Origin of the sequence: Actinoallomurus liliacearum, from assembly GCF_039542035.1 — a bacterium.
Classification (GTDB): domain Bacteria; phylum Actinomycetota; class Actinomycetes; order Streptosporangiales; family Streptosporangiaceae; genus Actinoallomurus; species Actinoallomurus liliacearum.
The window spans coordinates 38,006-56,797 of sequence record NZ_BAABHJ010000006.1; the positions used below are offsets into that span (position 1 = coordinate 38,006).

Genomic DNA, 18,792 nt, shown 5'->3' on the forward strand with positions numbered 1-18,792 from the left:
CATGTCACACGAGCGTCCGGGGTCCGCCCCCGATGAGGAGTTCGTCCGCCTCACCGAACCGTACCGGCGCGAACTCCTGGCCCACTGCTACCGAATGCTCGGTTCGGTCCATGACGCGGAGGACACCGTCCAGGAGACCTATCTCAGTGCCTGGCGGGCGTTCGCCGGATTCCAAGGCCGTTCGTCGCCGCGCACCTGGCTCTACCGCATCGCGACCAGAGCATGTCTCAAAGCGCTGGAACGCGCCGCCCGCCGCCCCATGCCCTCGAGTCTCGAGCCGAGCGCGAACCCGGAGGACCCGCTGGCACCGCCGCTCATGGACGCGCACTGGCTGGAGCCCATTCCCGGCGGCCTCCTCACCGCCGACCCGGCCGGTACCGTCGAGGCCCGGCAGAGTCTGCGGCTCGCCTTCGTCGCCGCGCTCCAGCATCTGCAACCCCGGCAACGCGCCGTGCTGATTCTGCGTGACGTGCTGGCGTGGCAGGCCGCCGAGGTCGCCGACCTGTTCAACACCACCACCGCCTCGGTGAACAGCGCGCTGCAGCGCGCCCGCGCGAGCATCGCCCGGATCGCTCCCGCCGAAGACGACATGGGCGAACCCACCGATCCCGGCACACGTGCCCTGCTCGACCAGTACCTGTCGGCCTTCGAGAACGCCGACATGACCACGCTCACCCGGCTGCTCGCCAAGGACGTCGTCTTCGAGATGCCGCCCTACCCCACCTGGTTCGCGGGCCGCGACGACGTCGCGCGCTTCCTGGCGGATCGGCTCCCGAGTCCCGGCCTGTACCGTGCCGTTCCCACCACCACCAACCACCAGCCCGCCCTGGCGCTGTACGGCCGCGCCGCCACCGGCACCTACCGCGCACACGCCGTGCAGACCCTTACGATCACCACCGCCGGCATCTCCCACATCGCGAATTTCCACGGCTCTCGCCTTTTTCCGCTGTGCGGGCTGCCGCTGTCGGTAACGGATCGCCGGGCGGCCGATGAATTCAAGGCGTTCGTGACCTCTATATGAGTGGGCGGCGAACGAGACGCCCCCGCGCTCCGCGTGAACGCGGCCATCCGATACGGAGAACGACCGTTGTGACCCGGGCGACCGCCCGAGTCACCGATTCAAGGAATCAGATGAATCTGCCCGAGATCGTTTCGCGAGACGAGTGGCTGACGGCCCGTAAGGAGCTCCTCGAGGAGGAGAAAGAGGTGACGCTCCGGCGGGACGCGCTCAACGAGCGACGCCGCGAGCTGCCCATGGTCAAGGTGGACAAGGACTACGTCTTCGAGGGTCCCGACGGTAAGACCCGCCTCCTTGACCTGTTCGAGGGCCGCCGCCAGCTCATCGTCTACCACTTCATGTTCGCGCCCGACGACACCGAGGGCCACAACAGCTGCTCGCTGCTGGTGGACAACATCAGCCACGAGGAGCATCTGCACGCTCTCAATACCACGGTCGCGCTCGTCTCGCGCGCGCCGCTGAGCAGGCTCACGCCGTTCAAGGAGCGAATGGGCTGGACCATTCCCTGGTATTCGTCCTTCGGCAGCGACTTCAACTACGACTACCACGTCACCAATGACGAGTCCGTCATGCCCGTGGAGTACAACTACAAGGACAAGGCCACGCTCCTCGAAAAGGGCACGCCCTGGTACATCGACGGAGAATGGCAGGGTCTGAGCGTTTTCCTGCGCGACGGCGACGACGTCTATCACACGTACTCGACGTACGAACGTGGCCTCGACGCGCTCGTCAACACCTACAGCTATCTGGACCTGACCCCCCTCGGCCGGCAGGCCCACGTCACCCAGTTCAGCCTCCACGACGCCTACGCGTCATGACGAGCGTCGGGCCGGGAGCGCCGGCCGCTCCCGGCCCGACGCCCGCATGCATGAACCGGTCCGCGCAGTGCGGGGCCGAGGGGTGACTGACCAACGAGCAGCCCGGCGGCGTCACGAGCAGGCGGTCGGGCGCCGCGTCGGGCGCGGCGACCGTCGACCAGGCGAGCGGGCCGAGGGCTACGGCGTCAGCACGATTCTGCCGAAGACCTCGCCCGCGTCCATCTTCCGGTGCGCCGGCACGGCCTGTTCCAATGGCAGCAGTTCATGCACCACCGTGCGCAGTTCGCCGCGGCTCGCGGCGGCGAACTGCGCGGTTCTCACGGCACGGCGATCGGCGTCGGCCACAGTGGCGGCGCTGAAGGTGGCGAACGACATGGACTTCTGGAAGTCCGCCATCATCTTGGCGCCGAAGTCCGCCGGCGGTTGTCCGCCGACCGCGCCGACGGCCACCATGCGGCCGTTCGGGTTGAGCTTGGCGAAGAAAGAGGGCATGTCCACACCGGCTACGACGTCGATGATGACGTCGTAGCCCGCGGGAGCGTCCTCGTCTCCCTCCCCGAAGCGATCCAGCACGTGGGTCGCGCCGAGTTCACGCAGGCGATCGCCGCGCTCGGCCGACGACGTCGTGACCGCCACCGTGCCGGCACCACGACGAGCCGCGAGCTGGACCGTCATGATCCCGATGCTGCCGGCCGCGCCGCGTACCAGTACCGACTCGCCAGGGGCGAAGTGTGCATGGGAGAGCCCGAAGTGGGCCACCACTCCGGAGCTGCCGAGGGTCACCGCGTCGACGGCGGACAGGTCCGCGGGAAGGGGGAGGATCTCCTCGACCGGGGCGACCGCCTGTTCGACGTAGCCGCCGCCCGTGCCGGTGAACGCCCACACGCGCCGGCCGATCCAGGACGTGTCGACGCGGTCGCCGACCGCGGTCACGGTGCCCGCCACCTCGCCACCGGGGATATGCCCCTCCGCGAAACCGTAGGCGGCGAGGGCACCGCTTCGGATCACGGCATCCACGCCGCCGACACCGATCGCCTCCGTGGCGATCAGCACCTGTCCCTCGGCGGGAGTCGGGGCCGGGAGGTCGATGACCGCCAGACCTTCAGGACTTCCGAACGTCTGGATCGCGACTGCCTTCAATGTCGTCTCCGTGTTCTGGGCTCGATCGGAACCTCTGGGGCACCGTGGTCCGGACGCTAACGGACGCCACCGTCCGGTTGGCTAAAGTGAGATCGGTGACCGGCCGTTTGCCTCACTCCCTGCGGTCCGACGCCCTCGACAACCGCGAACGCGTCCTCGACGCGGCCCGCGCGCTCTTCGCCGCGGACGGTCTCGATGTGCCGATGCGGGAGATCGCCCGGCGCGCCGGGGTCGGTCCTGCCACCCTGTACCGCCGCTTCCCGACCAAGCGGCTGCTGGTCACCGAGGTCTTCACGGACGAGATGCGCGCGTGTCACGCCATCGTTGATCAGGGGCGTGCCCATTCGGATCCGTGGCGGGGCTTCTGCCTCGTGATCGAGAAGCTGTGTGAGCTGCACGCACGCAACCGAGGTTTCACCGACGCATTCATGGCGACCTTCCCCGACGCGGTGGATCTCGCCGCGGGCCGTGAACACGCGCTGAACTCGATCGCCGAACTGGCCCGCCGCGCCAAGGACACCGGCCGCCTACGCCCCGACTTCGTCCTGGACGACCTGATCCTCATGCTCATGGCCAACAGGGGCATCCACGCCACGTCGATGGCCGCCCAGATCACGGCGTCACGGCGCTTCGCCGCGCTCATGATCCGGGCGTTTCAAGCCCCCGGCGACCAGGCGCCGCCGACGGCATCACGCGAGAACGCCTGACTACCCCGCCTCGTCTCGCGTACGACTCAGGCCGAGGGCGTGACCGTGCACGGTGACGGCACGGTCCGTGCGGGAAGGCTCAGTGACGTGGGCGCAGTCCGCTCAGTGCGGTCTCGACGAGACTGTCGGCGTATTCGGGAGTGAGTGCTCCGCTGCGCTGCAGCCATCGGTTGAGGAGTGGTCCCCACACCATCTCCACGGCCACGTCGAGATCGAGGTCCTCAGCGAGCTGCCCGGCCCGCTGAGCGCTGCGAAGCCGTCGTTTCTTCATCTCTCTCATCGGTCCGTCCAGCCGTTCTGAGTAGAGCGCGGCCAGCGCCGGGTCGTGCACGATCTCGGTGTTCAGGGCGCGCATCGGCTCGTCATAGCGCGGATCGTTCAGTTCCTCGATCGTGGCCCGCAGGACCGTCTTCAGGTCCGCCTCCAGGTCCCCGGTGTCGGGCAGAGCGGGCTCGCCGGTGTCCGCCTGTTCGCCGAGCATGAGAAGAAAGGCGTCGAAGAGGACAGCGCCCTTGGAGGGCCACCAGCGGTAGATCGTCTGCTTGCCGACACCGGCGCGGGCGGCGATGCTCTCGATGCTCAGTTTGGCGTACCCCACCTCCTGTACCAGCTCGAACGCCGCGGTGAGGATGGCCCGCCGGGACGCCTCGTTCCGGCGGGACGCGTTCGAGGAGGACATCCGCTGCGTCGTCATGCCGTCGAATCTAACAGAGGTGAGACGAGACGGTCCGTCTTGACAGTGTCGAACAGAGGTCGCTACGGTCTCATCCTGAGACGAGACGTATCGTCTCGATTGCTGTGAGCGAAAGCAGAAGGAGTTGCACCTTTGCGCACCCCCGCGACGAGTTCTTCCCGCACCTGGTTCATCACCGGAGCCAGTCGCGGCCTGGGTCGTGCGTTCGCCCTCGCCGCGCTGGAGCGCGGCGATCAGGTGGTCGCCGCGGCCCGCACGATCAGGGCACAGGATTTCGACGGCCGATACGGAAATCGGCTCCTCACCCTCGCCCTCGACGTGACCGACCGCGCTGCGGTGTTCGCCGCCGTGCACGCCGCCGTCGCGCGTTTCGGCCGGCTCGACATCGTGGTCAACAACGCCGGGACGATGTCCTCAGGCATGGTCGAGGAGTTCACCGAGGCCGAGGCGCGCGCTCAGCTGGAGGTCAATCTCTTCGGGGCCATGTGGGTCTGCCAGGCCGTCCTGCCGCACCTGCGTGCGCAGAGATCCGGTCACATCGTGCAGATCTCCAGCATCGCCGCCCTCGGCGGCTTCCCGAGCACCGGGATGTACAGCGCGAGCAAGTTCGCGCTGGAGGGAATGAGCGAGGCCCTGGCCATGGAGGTCGCGCCGTTCGGCGTCAAGCTGACCATGGTGCAGCCCGGCGGCTACTGGACCGACCTGTACTCCTCCATGGCCATGACCTCGCCCATGGAGGAGTACGCCTCCCTGCGCGCCGAGCTGGAGAGGCAGTGGGCCGAGGGCTCGATCGACAGCGAGCCGCGTCTGGCCGCCGAAGCGCTGCTGAAGTTGGTCGACAGCGAAGATCCGCCGCTGCGGCTGCTGCTCGGCAGCATGGTCTACGACCTCGCCTTCGACATCTCCCGGCGGCGGATGCGCACCTGGGCGGCCTGGGAACAGGTCAGCCGCGCCGCGGAACACGCCGTCCCCGCCCCCGGAACGACCGGCTGACCCGCGCACCGGCGTTCCGAGCGCTCGAGCGAGCGGCGGGTACGGAAATCAGTTGGCCGCCGCTGCCGCCCGCATGTCTCCTGCCGGGGCCGACGCGTCGCGGAGGCCGCCGGCGGCGGCGTACAGCAGTTCGCGGACGGCGTCCTCGCGGTCGGCCCGCCAGGCGAGGCGCAGCGCGATGTCCGGCGTCACGACCGGATGGCCGACGAGGGCGCCCGAGCGGAGATCCTCGGCGACGGCGAACTCCGGCAGCAAGGCCGCGCCGAGGCCCCGGCGCACCCAGCCGTGGATGACGGTGACCGAGGCCAGTTCCGTGCGCTCGCCGTCGGTGCCCAGCACCCGGTCGGCGATGATGCGGAACGAGCAGCCCGGCGGCGTGACGAGGAGACGGTCCCGGGTCGCCCCGGGCGCGGTGACGAACGCGAGCGGCACGTCCTCCACGTCGAGGAAGGCCAGCCGGGGCGGCGCGTCGAACCCGAGGTCGCCCACCACCGGGCCGCTGTCCAGCAGCAGCCCGGCGTCGAGTGAGCCGGCCTCGACGCGGGCGAGGACGTCCCGGCGGTTCAGCGGCGCCACCTCGATACCGAGGTCCGGGCGGCGCGCCGAGAGCCGTTCGACGATGTCGGGGACCAGCGTGGCGGCGAGCGTCTCCAGCGCCCCGAGCCGTACGACCGGCGGTCGGCCGGTCACCTCGCGGCGCGCCTGATCGGCCTGGTCGAGCAGCCGCCGTGCCCAGGGTGCCATCCGCCGCCCGGCCTCCGTGAGACGCATGCCATCGGGCGTCCGATCGAACAGCGCGACACCGAGCGACCGCTCCAGCGCTCGTATCTGCTCCGAGACGGAGGACGGCGCCAGGTCCACGGCGATCGCCGCGTCGGTGACCGTGCCCTCGGTGGCGACGGCGAGGAACGTGCGCAACTGCCGGAACTCCACGCTGACCTGGCCTTTCGGTTCTACCGAACGGGGCGTTCGCCGCCGCCGGTGGAGGGGAACGGGTGGGTGCCGCGACTGTGGGCGCATCCCATTCTCCTGGAGTCGCACGTGTCCACCCAAACCCTTCCGATCTCCTCCCGGGCGAGCCGGCTGTTCGGTCTCTCGCTCGGCTACTTCCTGGTGCTGCTGGACACCACCGTCCTGACCGTCGCCCTGCCCGATCTGCGTGCCTCGCTCGGCGGCGGGGTCGCCGGGCTGCAGTGGGCGGTCACCGGTTACACGGTGACGTTCGCCGCGCTGTTGCCGACCGCCGGCGCGGTGTCGGACCGGTTCGGCGCGCACCGGGTGTTCGCCGCGGGCGTCGCCGCGTTCGGCCTGGTGTCCCTGCTCAGCGCGGCGGCGCCGAACCTGTCCGTCCTCGTCGTCCTGCGCGCCGTGCTCGGCGCGGCGGGCGCGCTGTGCCTGCCGAGCTCACTGGCGATCATCACCCGGCTGTACCCCGTTCCGGCCGAGCGTGGCCGTGCCCTCGGCGCCTGGGCGGCGATCACGGGATGCGCGCTGGCGGCCGGTCCGGTCGCGGGCGGGCTGCTGGTGTCGGTCGGCGGCTGGCGGGCGGTGTTCCTCGTGAACGTCCCGGTGGCGCTGCTCAGCCTCCTGCTCGTCCGCGACATCCGGGTTCCCGCGACCGGACGGGACATCGACTGGTGGGCCCAGCTCATGGCCTGCGCCTTCCTGGCCGTGCTCACCGACGCCATCGTCGACCGGCGCGTCGTCTCGGCGATCGCGGCGGCGGTCCTCGCCGTGGTCATGGTCGTCGTGGAGCGGCGCAGCGCGTCCCCGGCCGTCCCCGGCGCGGTGATCGCCGAGCCGGGCGTGCGCCGGGGCCTGATCGCCGGCGCGGCGGTGAACTTCGCGCTGTCGGGCGGCCTGTTCGTGCTGACCCTGTCGCTCCAGCGTCACCTGGGACCGGTGGCCACCGGCCTGGCGTTCCTGCCGCTGACGCTGCCGACCGCGTTCAACCCGCTGGTCACCGGCCGGCTGGTCGCGCGGTACGGGCCGCGCCCGCCGGTCCTGGCCGGACTGACCCTGCTCACCCTCGGCTGCCTCGCCGCGACCCCGGTGCCGTGGCTCGGCATGCTCCTGATCGGCTTCGGCGTGTCCTTCTCCCTGCCCGCCCTGGTCACCGGGGTCGTGCAGGCGGCGCCGGAGGGCGCGGCGGGCGTCGCGAGCGGCCTGCTGAACGCGGTCCGCCAGGTCGGCGCCACCCTGGGCGTCGCGGTGATGGGCGGCTTGGCGAGCGGAACCGCGTTCGTCGTCGCGGCGGCCCTCTGCCTGGTGGCGGCCCTCACCCTGGCCCTCGGCGCCCGCCGCTCCTGAGACGCGAAGAACCCACGACCCGGGCGTCGTGGGTTCTTTCACTCGATGGATCAGACGTCTTGGAGTCTGACTTCAACGCAGTTGCTCGTACCGTCGTTCCCGCTCCGAGAGGACTTTTGCCAGCCATCGTCCGTGATGAGTTTCTGCATCACAACTCCTTCATCAGCTTCTCGATCAGCTCAAGTGATGCGCATTCCGGAAAGGCTGATTGGCCGATTCGGTCGTATCTGCCCCAATACTCCCGAACCTCAGATGGAGACTCTACAAGACGCCCTCTGCCTGAGGCTTCGGTGGGCCCGTCTCCCTCCGAAAGGAGCCGAATTCTCTTGATCCCTGGCATTCACTGCGCCCTAGCTGCGGCAACGGCCAGGGATCACGCGGCGGTGGGAAAGGAGAGGCCATGATCGGCGTCTCATGGGTTTGAGCTTTGTGCCGTTGGCGTCATGTCTGTTCAGGGCAGTAGCGCCAGCTTGCCCACGGTGGCCCGTGCTTCCAGGTCCGCGAGTGCCTTCGGTCCCTCGGCCAGTTCATAGGTGGTGGGCCGGCCGGGGCCGAGGGCTCCGGCCGCGAGCAGCCCGAGCATCTCGCCGCCACGCCATCGACGACGGCCCAGGCCGGTGACCCACTTGGCCGCGGCCATGCCGGCCTCGAAGTCCGGGCGCGCCGACGGCCTGGGCCTGCAGAGCAGACCGCGCCTGTACTGGGGGCACGACGGTGACATGTTCGGGTTAAAGACGATGGGCGGTGTCACACCGGACGGCCGGGCGGTGACCGTGATGGCGGATCTCGACCGGGCGGCAGCAACGCTCAAGCCACCGACATGCACACCGCCGTCACCGCGGCCTTGTGCGAGAGCGGTTCCCCCGAAGCCCCGCTGAGACGCGGGGCGTGGCGCCATCATGAGGCGCCCAGACCTTGTCCTTGATCCCTGGCGTTCACTGGGCCGTAGCAGCAGCGACGACCAGTGATCATGTCGCGGCGGGCGGCGCCCCAGCCACGAGGGTGACGTGGACGGCCACTCCGCGGTCCTTCTCGATGCGAATCGGTGAAGAAGGGCGGAGTGGCCTTCTCACGTCATTCCGACCAGCCACGAGGGTGACGTGGACGGCCACTCCGCGGTCCTTCTCGATGCGAATCGGTGAAGAAGGGCGGAGTGGCCTTCTCACGTCATTCCGATGGCTCCGGTTGTCCGAAGGCGCCCGGACCGGCGTGGAACAGGCCGATCAAAAGGACTCCGAGGGCCGCGAAACCGAAGGCCGCGGCGGGGTGCCGGTCGCCGTGCGCCCAGTAGATGAACAGCGTGGCCAGGACGAGCCCGGCCCATCCGGCGACGACATTCGGGATGGGCCCGTTGCCGGTGAGGTTCGGGTACCGCTTCTTGGTGATGCCGTGCACGAAGTGCGGGAAGGCGTTGCCGCCCATCACTCCGCCGAGCAGGCTGAGGCCGATCGTCTGCCACATGGGGACTCCTATCGCAGGCTGGACTGGTGGTTGAGCAGGGGGAGGAGTACGGCGTCGAGGAGATGGTGGATGAAGGCGTCGTCGAGGGTCTCGCCGGTGACGAACAGCCGGGAGAACAACATCGCGGAGCTGATCTCGACGAACAACGCGGTGTCGACGGTCGCCGGCAACTCGCCGCGGGCGACGGCCCGCGTGATGACGGCACCGAACGCCTCTCCCTTATCGGTGACGACCTGGCTCCGCACCGCGGCGGCGAGTTCGGCGTCGCGGCGCATCGCGATCATCAGGCCGAGGATGAGGTCGGCGTCCTGGCCGGTGAGGCTCGAACGCATGGCCAGCAGCACCGCCAGCAGATCTTGACGCAGGTCGCCGCTCTCGGCTGGCGCCGCGGTCGGGCTCGCGGCGTACCGCTTGACTGCCGAGACGACGAGTTCGGGCTTGCCGGGCCATCTCCGGTAGATCGTGGCCTTGCTCGCGTGGGCCCGTGCGGCCACCGCGTCCATGGTCATCCGGTCATAGCCGACTTCGGCCAGCAACTCGAGCGTGGCCAGCAGGATTGCTTCCTCGCGCACTTCGCCGCGCCGTCGCGGAGCCTCCATCGCCACACCCTCATCTCATCGAAACGAAACGGTTTCGTACATTATCGCCCCTGTGAAGTGTACGCAATCGTTTCGTTCCGAGGTCACGGATCATCGCGGATCATGGCGGGACGGATGCGCCGGCGCTTGGTGGCCTGGATCGGCGCTTTGGCGCCGGGAGCGTCGGCCGAGGTGAGCGACGCGCACGGCCGGACGGTGATGACGAGCGGCGTCGCGGCCATCGGCCCCACGCGCGCCGATCGCCGGCGGTAGCCGGTTCCGCATCGGCAGCTGACGAAGGTGTTCGTCACCCGCAGCAACGACCAGGGATCACGCCAGGAAAGGAGGGAGGCCGCGGGGGATCGGTGATCGCCCCGCGGCCTTCGCGTGGTCGGGTCCGGCCGGTGGCCGGTACGGTCAGTTGACGGTCAGGTCGGCGGACTTGTCGCCGGCGACGATCTTGTACTGGCCCGGGAGCACCGCGCGGGTGCCGGAGCCGTTGATGTCGCCCTGCGTCACCGCGAGCCGGGAGCGCGGGAAGGACAGCGACACGGTGGTCGACTGGCCCGCCTTGAGCGGCACCCGGGTGAAGGCGGCGAGGCGGTTCGGCGGGGTCAGGATCTGGCCGACCGGCAGCTGGGCGAAGACCGGCACGACGAAGTCGCCGTCGCGGGAGCCGGTGTTGGCGACCTTCACCGACACCTTCACCGTGCTGCCGCCGGAGACCGACACGCCCTGCACCGCGTACGTCGTGTACGACAGGCCCGCGCCGAAGGCGAACAGCGGGTCGTAGCCGGAGCTCGTGCCGCTGTTGGTGCCGCCCAGCTGCTGGTAGAACATCGGCTCGTCGCCGGTGGTCTTCGGCCAGGAGACGGGCAGCCGGCCGCTCGGGTTGGCCTTGCCGAACAGGACGTTCGCCACGGCCGTGCCGCCCTCGCTGCCGGGCAGCCAGGACATGAGCAGCTGCTTGGCGTCGGCCGCGTTGCCGAGCACCAGCGGCCGGTCGGCGACGACCACCACGATCACCGGCTTGCCGGTGGCCTGCAGCCGGTCGACGAGGTTCTGCTGGTCGGCGGACAGCTCGGGCAGCTCCTGGTCGTTGACGCCCTCGGCGCCGGGCTTGTCGCCCACCACCACGATGGCCGCGTCGGCGCTCTTGGTCTGGTCGACCGCGTCGTCGGCGTTCGGCACGAGCTTGGCGTGGTCACCGACGACGTTCTTGATGCCCTGGTAGATCGTGACACCCGGGTCGTTGACGCCGGTGGGGATGCCCTGCCACTGGATCGTCCAGCCGCCGTTCTGGTTCGGGATCGAGTCGGCGCTCGGGCCGGTCACGACGACCTTGCCGATGCCCGTGGAGAGCGGCAGCACGTTGCCGTCGTTCTTCAGCAGGGTCTGCGACTCGGTCGCGGCCTTGACGGCGAGGTCCTTGTCCGCGCCGAGCACGGCCGCGTTGGCCTTGGACGCGTCGACGTACGGGTGCTCGAACAGGCCGAGCTTGAACTTCAGCGTCAGGATCCGGGAGACCGCCTCGTCGAGGCGGCGCTTGCTGACCTTGCCGGTCTTCACGTCCTCCAGCAGGCCCTGGACGAACCCGTCGACCTCACCGGGCGGCAGCATGCCCATGTCGACGCCGGCGTTGACCGCGATGGCCACCGCGCCCGCGTACGTGTCGGTCAGGTGGTACGACGTGCGCAGCGCGTCGACGTCGTTCCAGTCGCTGACCACCACGCCCTTGAACCCCCACTGGCGGCGCAGCAGGTCGGTGAGCAGGTAGTGCGAGGCGTGCGCCGGGATGCCGTTGATCGACCCGGAGTTCACCATGACGGTGTCCGCGCCCGCGTCCACGGCCGCCTTGTACGACGGCAGGAACGTGTCCTGGAGGTAGCGCGGGTCGATGTGGGACTCGGTCCGGTCATGGCCGTTGAACGGCGCGGAGTAACCGGCGAAGTGCTTCACCGTCGCGCTGACCTGCCCGGACTTCTCCAGGCCCTTGACGTTGGCGGCGCCGAGTTCACCGGCGAGGTAGGGGTCCTCGGAGTAGGTCTCGTAGTAGCGGCCCCAGCGGGTGTCGCGCGAGATGTCCTGGACCGGCGCGAAGTCCCACTGCGGCCCGGTCGCCTTCACGGCGCGGGCCGTGGACTCGCCCATCGCCTCGGAGAGCTGCGGGTCCCAGGTCGCGCCGACCCCGATCTGCTGCGGGAACTTGGTCGCGCCGAGGACGTTGTTGTGCCCGTGCACGGCGTCCACGCCGTACACGATCGGGATGTGCAGCCGGGAATGGCCGATCGCGTACTTCTGGACCGCGTTCACCATGTCGGCCCAGTCCTTGGGGGTGTTGTTGACCGGGGTCTCGCCACCCCCGGACAGCACCGAGCCGACCTTCAGGTCGCCGAGGACGTGCTGCATGCAGGACTCGACGAGGGCGCCGCCGGACCATTGGCAGTCACCCTGCATGTTGACGACGGCGGGCTGGGCGAGCTGGCCGACCTTCTCCTCGGTGGTCATGCGCTTGAGGAGGTCGGCGACGCGGGAGGAGGTGGAGGCGTGCGGGTCGAGGTAGCGGACCTGGGCGCTGGCGCCCGTCGCGGTCAGGGCCAGCCCTGACGCGGTGATCGCTACGGCCGTCCCGATGCGGGCGGCCTTGATCCGGAGTCTCATGAAGCGTGCTCCAGGCGGAGGTCAGGAGGAACGAAGCCCTGTGATCAAAGACCGAACCCAGGACTTAAATCAAGACCTAAACGCAAATTTGGCCGAAGTCTGCCATCAGCGTTCAGGACTTAAACGATCTCCCACGCGTTCATGACCAGCGCCAACGCGCCGAGGACCTCCGACCGGTCGCCGAGCACCCCGGGCACGATCGACACGAGCGCCGCGGCGCTGGCGACGGCCGAGCGCCGGACGGCCTCCACCATCGGCTCGATCAGGAGGTCGCCCGCCCGCGCCAGGTCGCCGCCGACCACGACCAGGCGGGGATTGAGCAGGTTGCACAGGCTCGCCACGCCCGCCCCGGTGTACCGCCCGGCGTCACCGACCGCGCGCCGGCACGGGGCGTCCCCGGCCAGCGCCAGCTCCACGATCCGCGCCGTGGTCAGGCCGTCGCCGTGGGTCGGCCGCAGCAGATCGGCGAGGTAGCGGCCGCCGGCGTACGTCTCCAGGCAACCGCGGTTGCCGCACCGGCACATCGGGCCGTTCTCGTTCAGCGTGATGTGGCCGATCTCGCCGGCCGTACCGCCCGGCCCGTGGTAGACGCGGCCGCCGATCACGATGCCCGCCCCCACCCCGGAGGCGATCTTGATGTACGCGGCGTCGGCGTGGCCGCGCGCCGCTCCCCAGGTGACCTCGGCCAACGCGCCGAGGTTCGCGTCGTTGTCCACGTGGACCGGGCGGCCGAGACGGCGCCGGGCCTCCTCGGCCGCCTCGATGCCCGCCCAGCCCGGCAGGATGGTGCTCGACCCGAGCGTGCCGCTCGCCGCGTCGATCGGCCCGGGCACGCCGAGCCCGATGCCCAGGACGTCCGCCCTCGTCGCGCCGACGGTGGCCAGCAGCCCGTCCATCAGGCGCTCGGCCGCCCCGAGCCCGTCGGCGGCCGAGGCCCCGACGTCCAGGGGCATCGCCTGCTCGGCGACGACCTCGCGGGCCAGGTTGCCGATCGCCACGCGCAGGTGCGAGTGGCCGAAGTCGACTCCGACGGCCAGCCCGGCGGTGGGCGCCAGCGACACCGCGCGGGCCCGGCGGCCGCCCGCCGACGTGGGCGTCGTGGTCAGTACGCCCCCTGCCGCCAGCTCGCGCACGATGTTGGAGACGGTCGCCCGTGACAGGCCCGTGCTCCGGGCGATCTCGGCCTGGGTCGGCGCTCCGGCCTCGCGCACGGCCTGGATCACCCGACGCTGGTTCGCCTCCCGGAGCGACGACTGCGATCCCGGCGTCGCGGATGAGCCTGGCGTCGGCATGGGGTCCCCTCGCGTGTTCAAGAAGTGAACCCAAGGTTACGCGGAAACCCGCCGCCGCTCGCGCCGAAGGCCGGGTGTGGCCTGGCCGAAGACCCCGTTCGGGCCGGGGCTCAGTTCTCCCGGTCGTCGCCGCCGCGGGCGAACCGGCCGAACAGCCGCTCCCCGGCGTTGACGGCGCCCTCGGCGGCTCCCTTGACGGCGCCGATGAACGGGTCCGAGCTGCGGTTCCAGGACTCCCGGTAGGCCTTCGCCGCATTCTTGATCTCTTCGGAGATCGAGGCGCCGCCGTCGTCCGCGCGGCGCTCGTAGTCCCCGCCGAGGATCCGGGTGTACTCGCCGCCACGGGCCCAGTGCTCCAGCTCGGCGAACCGGATCACGGCGTACGGGTGCGAGCGGTTCAGCAGGTTGAGGAACTTCAGCAGCCCGTCGCGCACGTCACCGGCCGCGTCGTACTCCCGCGCCTGCTCCAGGAACGCCTCGCCGTCCATCTCCGACAGGCGCGCGCCGCCCGCCAGCTTCATCAGCGCCCGCTTGGCGGCCTCGACGTCCTGGCCCGCCAGCAGGCCGGCCCGGTCCGCCGACAGCTCCGACTTGCGCTGCCACTCGTTGAGCCCCATCAGGATCGTCGCGATCGCGATGTTCCCGAGCGGCAGCCACGCGATCCGGGCTCCGAGGTTGGTCAGGATCATGGCCATCGTCCGGTACACCGCGTGCCCGGACAGGACGTGCCCGACCTCGTGGCCGATGACGAACCGCAGCTCCTCGTCGTCGAGGAGGTCGATCAGGCCGGTGTTGAGGACGATGAACGGGGTGTCGACGCCGATCGTCATGGCGTTCGGCGTCGGGTCCTGCGTGACGTACACCTCCGGGACCTGCGGCAGGTCGAGGATGTAGGCGTTGTCCCGCACGATGTCGTGGATGTGGCGGTACTGCCTCTCGCCCGCGCGCACGGTGCCACCGAGGAACATCAGACGGATCGCGCGCTCGCTGAACAGCCCGGCGAGGCGCCGCAGCACCGTGTCGAAGCCGCTGAGCGATCGGAGGGCGACGAGCGCCGACCGGTCCGCGGGATGCTCATAGGCGCGGGAACTGATCCCGGGAAAGCGGGTGCGAGAACGGTCGGGAGTATTGCTCGTCATATTCGGCATGTTATGTCTGACGGCCCGTCAGAGCGCGGAGTTCCCTCGGCGCGATCCGGCCAGCTCCGTACCCGTGACCCCGGAGAAACCTCCCGCGGACGGGCTCTTGCGCGGCGGGGTGCGGCGGCGGTCTACTCCCTCCATGGCGGAGGCGTACGGGCCGGGGCCCGCGGAGACGATGTCGCGCGACGAGCTGACCGCGGTCCGGCAACGCCGGTTGCGCGACCTGGTCGACCGCCTGATCGCGGCCGACGGCCTCCAGGGCCGGCGGCTGCGGGACGCCGGGGTCGCCGGCGGCCACGACGTCACGCTCGACGATCTGCGCCGGCTGCCCTTCACCACCAAGCAGGACCTGTGGGACGCCTATCCGTACGGCATGCTCGCCGTGCCGATGGAGGAGGTCGCCGCCGTCCACGGGTCCAGCGGCACCGGCGGCCGGCCCACCCTCGTCGCGTACACCCGGCGTGACCTGGCGCTCTGGTCGCAGATGTGCGCGCGGTCGCTGGCCTGCGCGGGTGCGAGGCCCGGCAGCGTGGTGCACAACGCGTACGGATACGGGCTGTTCACCGGCGGCCTCGGCATCCATCAGGGCGCGCTCGCCCTCGGAGTCACCGTCGTGCCGATGTCGGGCGGCATGACCGAACGCCAGCTCCGGCTGCTCGCCGACCTGCGCCCCGACATCCTGACCTGCACGCCGTCGTACGCGGTGCGGCTGGGGGAGGCGGCGCGTGCGGCCGGGATCGAGCTGCGCCTGAAGGCGGGCCTGTTCGGGGCCGAACCCTGGTCGGAGGGGCTGCGGTCGACGATCGAGGAGCTGCTCGGCCTCGCCGCCCTGGACATCTACGGCCTGTCGGAGATCATCGGGCCGGGCGTGGCGACCGAGTGCCTCGAGCGTTCCGGGCTGCACGTGAACGAGGACCACTTCCTCGTGGAGGCGGTCGATGCCTCCGGCGGGCCGGTCCCCGACGGCACGCCGGGCGAGCTGGTGTTCAGCACGCCGAAGGAGGCCATGCCGCTGCTGCGGTACCGCACCGGCGACGTGGCGTCGCTGTCCCACGAGCCCTGCCCGTGCGGCCGCACGCTGGTCCGGATGAGCAAGGTGCTGGGCCGCCGCGACGACATGCTCGTGATCCGGGGAGTGAACGTCTTCCCGCGTCAGATCGAGTCCGTCGTCGTACGGCACGCCTCCCCGCACTACCAGGTGGTCGTCGACCGCCGCACGGCGATGCCGCGGCTCGTCGTGGCCTGCGAGGGCGCCGGACCGGGACTGACGTCGGCGCTCTCGGCGGAGCTGGGCCTGTCGTGCGACGTACGGGATCTGCCGGTCGGCACGATTCCGCGCGTCGAGGCCGGTAAGGCGGTCCGGGTGGTGACCTGGGAATCGGGAGAACCGCCGCTTCCCGGCCTCGATTGATGGTTCCGGACGGTGACCGAATTGCTGTCAGGCGGCGGGAAATCAACCGGAGAAATGGTCGATAATGGTGGCCCGCATCGACCGACCGGTAAGGCGAGAGCATGACCGGCGGGCAGGGCGGCGGGTCCGAGTTCCCGGGCCAGGGCTGGGAAACCCGGCCCTACCCGTACGGGGGACCGCCGCACCAGGGCGGGCGACTGCAAGCGGGCCACGGGCAGCCTCGCCGACCGGCTCGCCAAGGACATGCGCACGTCGCTGCGCATGACCGGCACCGCGTACGCCAACGCCAAGGTCGCCATCTATCTCAAGGACGGCGACTCCCGGAGGTCGCTCGTCCTCGTCGGCATGGCCGCGGACGACGTCCCGGAGTTGGCGACGGAGCTGCGCTCCCGGTCGCCCTCGGAAGAGGTCGACGCCACGTTCATGGGTATGGGAATCACCGATACGAGCGACTTTCCGGCCGGGTCCCTCGGCGGCATCCTGCGCTGCGGCAGGACGCCGACGGGAGGCGGCGCCGCCTGCGCGTGGGCCGACGGATCGGTCCTCGGCATGGCGCTGACGCCGCTGAGCTCGGACGTCGTCTCGCTCGGGGCGACGACGCTCGCCCTCCGGAACGCCGCGGAGCACTGATCCCCGCCCGCGAAGGAGGGGCGTGGTGAAACGCCCGACACCCGTGCTCACTAAGGTCGGCGCATGAGCGAGCGCAGCGAGCGAATCGGAAGCACAGTGCCTCCGGTCTCTCCTCCGACGAAGGAGGGCGCGTGACTGAGCGCAGCGAGCGAATCGGAAGCACAGTGCGTCCGGTCTCTCCTCCGACGAAGGAGGGCGCGTGACTGAGCGCAGCGAGCGAATCGTGAGCACTGCCCCGGAGCGCCGCCGCGTCGGGATCATGGGCGGCACGTTCGACCCCATCCACCACGGTCACCTGGTGGCCGCGAGCGAGGTCGCCCATCTGTTCCGGCTGGACGAGGTCATTTTCGTGCCGACCGGCCAGCCGTGGATGAAGGAGGGCCGCAAGACCTCGGCCGCGGAGGACCGTTATCTGATGACGGTCATCGCGACCGCCTCGAACCCGCGCTTCTCGGTCAGCCGTGTCGACATCGAGCGACCCGGGCTCACCTACACCATCGACACGCTGCGGGAGATGCGCGAAATATACGGGCCGGACGTTGAGTTGTACTTCATCACGGGCGCCGACGCACTGGCCCAGATGTTGACGTGGCGTGACACGGATGAGCTGTTCAGGCTCGCGCATTTCATAGGGTGTACCCGTCCCGGCCACCACCTCGCCGATCCCGGCCTTCCCAGGGGCGGTGTCAGCCTGGTCGAGGTGCCCGCACTGGCGATCTCCTCGACCGAGTGCCGCGAGCGGGTACGAGCCGGAGAACCGGTCTGGTACCTCGTCCCAGACGGAATCGTGCAGTACATAAACAAACGGGGGCTTTATCGTGACGGTTGACGGTAACGCCCCACGAGGAGGAAAACGACCACACCGTGACCGCATCCGAGAGGGCCAACCAGCTGGTCCAGATCGCCGCCGAGGCCGCGGCCGAGAAGCTGGCTGACAACATCATCGCCTACGACGTGAGCGACCAGCTCGTCATCACGGACGCGTTCGTCCTGTGTTCGGCGGCCAACGACCGCCAGGTGCGCTCCATCGTCGACGAGATCGAGAAGAGGCTGCGCGAGGACGCCGGCGCCAAGCCCATCCGCCGCGAGGGGGAGCGCGAAGGGCGCTGGGTGCTCCTTGACTACGCCGACATCATCGTGCACGTCCAGCACGAGGAGGACCGCGTCTACTACGCGCTCGAGCGCCTGTGGAAGGACTGCCCCCCGGTGCCGCTGCCCGAGGACATCAACGCCCATTCGGAGCAGCGCGTACGGGCCGGTGACGGTAAGTGACCGAGGTGCGCAAGATCGTGCTGTGGCGGCACGGTCAGACGACCTGGAACGTCGAACGCCGTTTCCAGGGGTCCACCGACATCCCGCTCGACGACACGGGACGCGAACAGGCCGACCGGGCGGCGCGGCTCCTCGCCGCGCTCCGCCCGACCGCCATCATCTCCTCCCCGCTGCAGCGCGCCGCCGACACGGCCCAGGCGCTCAGCGCGGTCACCGGCCTGCCCGTCACCTCCGACCGCGACCTCATCGAACGCGGCGGAGGGGCCTGGGAGGGCCTGACCAACGCCGAGATCCGGGCGAAATACCCCACCGAGCACGCTCTCTGGCAGCCGCCCGGCGGCGAGACCACCGAGCAGGTGTCCAAGCGGGTCACGGCCGCCTTCGAGCGGGGCCTGTCCGGAGTCCCGGCGGGCGGCCTGCTCGTCGTCGCCTCCCACGGCGCCGCACTGCGGCTCGGCATGCTCCGCTGGCTCGGCTTCCCCGAGGAGCTCTGGGGTCGGTTCGGCGGCCTGTCCAACTGCTGCTGGTCCGTGCTCGAAGAGGGCCGCAGCGGCTGGCGCCTCGCCGAGCACAACGCCGGCACTTTGCCGGAACCCGTGCTCAGCGACGACCGTGCCGCCGAGGGCGATTCCTGAGGTCGCAGCAGGCGTTCCACCAGGTCAGGA

Annotated in this window: 21 protein-coding genes; 10 read left to right on the forward strand and 11 right to left on the reverse strand. The window is 70.2% G+C overall.

The features are described from left to right. The first annotated feature begins 1 nt into the window (after position 1). Both ABD978_RS13825 and ABD978_RS13830 read left to right on the forward strand, forming a co-directional pair. On the forward strand, positions 2-1,021 hold the full coding sequence (locus ABD978_RS13825; RefSeq protein WP_345353730.1) for a sigma-70 family RNA polymerase sigma factor: 1,020 nt from the start codon (positions 2-4) through the stop codon (positions 1,019-1,021). 110 nt (positions 1,022-1,131) lie between these two features. Continuing rightward, complete coding sequence (locus ABD978_RS13830) at positions 1,132-1,836, forward strand: DUF899 domain-containing protein (RefSeq protein WP_345353731.1); 705 nt, start codon at positions 1,132-1,134, stop codon at positions 1,834-1,836. Positions 1,837-2,013: 177 nt separating this feature from the next. On the opposite strand, the gene ABD978_RS13835 is transcribed toward ABD978_RS13830, so the two are convergent. After that, complete coding sequence (locus ABD978_RS13835; RefSeq protein WP_345353732.1) at positions 2,014-2,976, reverse strand: zinc-dependent alcohol dehydrogenase family protein; 963 nt, start codon at positions 2,974-2,976, stop codon at positions 2,014-2,016. 95 nt (positions 2,977-3,071) lie between these two features. Here ABD978_RS13835 and ABD978_RS13840 point away from each other — a divergent pair, with 95 nt between their 5' ends. After that, complete coding sequence (locus ABD978_RS13840; RefSeq protein ID WP_345353733.1) at positions 3,072-3,683, forward strand: TetR/AcrR family transcriptional regulator; 612 nt, start codon at positions 3,072-3,074, stop codon at positions 3,681-3,683. 79 nt (positions 3,684-3,762) lie between these two features. On the opposite strand, the gene ABD978_RS13845 is transcribed toward ABD978_RS13840, so the two are convergent. After that, positions 3,763-4,377 (reverse strand): TetR/AcrR family transcriptional regulator, encoded by a 615-nt coding sequence (locus ABD978_RS13845; RefSeq protein ID WP_345353734.1) that lies wholly within the window; start codon positions 4,375-4,377, stop codon positions 3,763-3,765. 132 nt (positions 4,378-4,509) lie between these two features. On the opposite strand from ABD978_RS13845, the gene ABD978_RS13850 reads away from it, so the two are divergent. Next, positions 4,510-5,370: an SDR family oxidoreductase gene (locus ABD978_RS13850; RefSeq protein ID WP_345353735.1), complete on the forward strand. Its 861-nt coding sequence runs from the start codon at positions 4,510-4,512 to the stop codon at positions 5,368-5,370. Between the two features lie 48 nt (positions 5,371-5,418). Here ABD978_RS13850 and ABD978_RS13855 read toward each other — a convergent pair whose 3' ends face one another. Then, positions 5,419-6,390, reverse strand: coding sequence for a LysR family transcriptional regulator (locus ABD978_RS13855; protein WP_345353736.1), 972 nt, complete (start codon positions 6,388-6,390; stop codon positions 5,419-5,421). A 21-nt stretch (positions 6,391-6,411) separates the two neighbouring features. On the opposite strand from ABD978_RS13855, the gene ABD978_RS13860 reads away from it, so the two are divergent. After that, a complete protein-coding gene (locus tag ABD978_RS13860) occupies positions 6,412-7,680 on the forward strand; it encodes an MFS transporter (protein ID WP_345353737.1) in 1,269 nt (422 codons plus the stop codon). A 50-nt stretch (positions 7,681-7,730) separates the two neighbouring features. On the opposite strand, the gene ABD978_RS43875 is transcribed toward ABD978_RS13860, so the two are convergent. From ABD978_RS43875 to ABD978_RS13895, 8 genes are all read right to left on the reverse strand, one after another. Then, positions 7,731-7,829 carry a DUF397 domain-containing protein gene (locus ABD978_RS43875; RefSeq protein WP_425550713.1) on the reverse strand — a complete coding sequence of 33 codons (99 nt, stop codon included), beginning with the start codon at positions 7,827-7,829 and terminating at the stop codon, positions 7,731-7,733. A gap of 302 nt (positions 7,830-8,131) precedes the next feature. Further along, positions 8,132-8,320: a hypothetical protein gene (locus tag ABD978_RS13865; RefSeq protein WP_345353738.1), complete on the reverse strand. Its 189-nt coding sequence runs from the start codon at positions 8,318-8,320 to the stop codon at positions 8,132-8,134. A gap of 527 nt (positions 8,321-8,847) precedes the next feature. After that, the gene (locus ABD978_RS13870) at positions 8,848-9,141 is read right to left on the reverse strand and encodes a hypothetical protein (RefSeq protein WP_345353739.1); all 294 of its coding nucleotides are present in this window, start codon (positions 9,139-9,141) and stop codon (positions 8,848-8,850) included. Between the two features lie 8 nt (positions 9,142-9,149). Next, entirely contained in the window at positions 9,150-9,713 is a 564-nt protein-coding gene (locus ABD978_RS13875; protein WP_345353740.1) for a TetR/AcrR family transcriptional regulator, read from the reverse strand. A gap of 110 nt (positions 9,714-9,823) precedes the next feature. Further along, positions 9,824-9,961 carry a hypothetical protein gene (locus tag ABD978_RS13880; protein ID WP_345353741.1) on the reverse strand — a complete coding sequence of 46 codons (138 nt, stop codon included), beginning with the start codon at positions 9,959-9,961 and terminating at the stop codon, positions 9,824-9,826. Between the two features lie 175 nt (positions 9,962-10,136). Next, complete coding sequence (locus tag ABD978_RS13885; protein ID WP_345353742.1) at positions 10,137-12,380, reverse strand: glycoside hydrolase family 3 N-terminal domain-containing protein; 2,244 nt, start codon at positions 12,378-12,380, stop codon at positions 10,137-10,139. 119 nt (positions 12,381-12,499) lie between these two features. Continuing rightward, positions 12,500-13,672: an ROK family transcriptional regulator gene (locus tag ABD978_RS13890; protein ID WP_345353743.1), complete on the reverse strand. Its 1,173-nt coding sequence runs from the start codon at positions 13,670-13,672 to the stop codon at positions 12,500-12,502. Between the two features lie 110 nt (positions 13,673-13,782). Next, a complete protein-coding gene (locus ABD978_RS13895) occupies positions 13,783-14,811 on the reverse strand; it encodes a M48 family metallopeptidase (protein WP_345353744.1) in 1,029 nt (342 codons plus the stop codon). A gap of 142 nt (positions 14,812-14,953) precedes the next feature. Here ABD978_RS13895 and ABD978_RS13900 point away from each other — a divergent pair, with 142 nt between their 5' ends. From ABD978_RS13900 to ABD978_RS13920, 5 genes are all read left to right on the forward strand, one after another. Beyond that, entirely contained in the window at positions 14,954-16,225 is a 1,272-nt protein-coding gene (locus tag ABD978_RS13900; RefSeq protein WP_345353745.1) for a phenylacetate--CoA ligase family protein, read from the forward strand. Between the two features lie 243 nt (positions 16,226-16,468). After that, positions 16,469-16,855, forward strand: a complete 387-nt coding sequence (locus tag ABD978_RS13905; RefSeq protein ID WP_345353746.1) for a hypothetical protein — start codon at positions 16,469-16,471, stop codon at positions 16,853-16,855. A gap of 199 nt (positions 16,856-17,054) precedes the next feature. Further along, the gene (nadD, locus tag ABD978_RS13910; RefSeq protein WP_345353747.1) at positions 17,055-17,684 is read left to right on the forward strand and encodes a nicotinate-nucleotide adenylyltransferase; all 630 of its coding nucleotides are present in this window, start codon (positions 17,055-17,057) and stop codon (positions 17,682-17,684) included. A gap of 35 nt (positions 17,685-17,719) precedes the next feature. Continuing rightward, positions 17,720-18,127 carry a ribosome silencing factor gene (gene rsfS, locus ABD978_RS13915; protein ID WP_345353748.1) on the forward strand — a complete coding sequence of 136 codons (408 nt, stop codon included), beginning with the start codon at positions 17,720-17,722 and terminating at the stop codon, positions 18,125-18,127. Then, positions 18,124-18,762: a histidine phosphatase family protein gene (locus tag ABD978_RS13920; protein WP_345353749.1), complete on the forward strand. Its 639-nt coding sequence runs from the start codon at positions 18,124-18,126 to the stop codon at positions 18,760-18,762. Before rsfS ends, ABD978_RS13920 begins: the two co-directional genes overlap by 4 nt. The last annotated feature ends 30 nt before the right edge of the window (positions 18,763-18,792 follow it).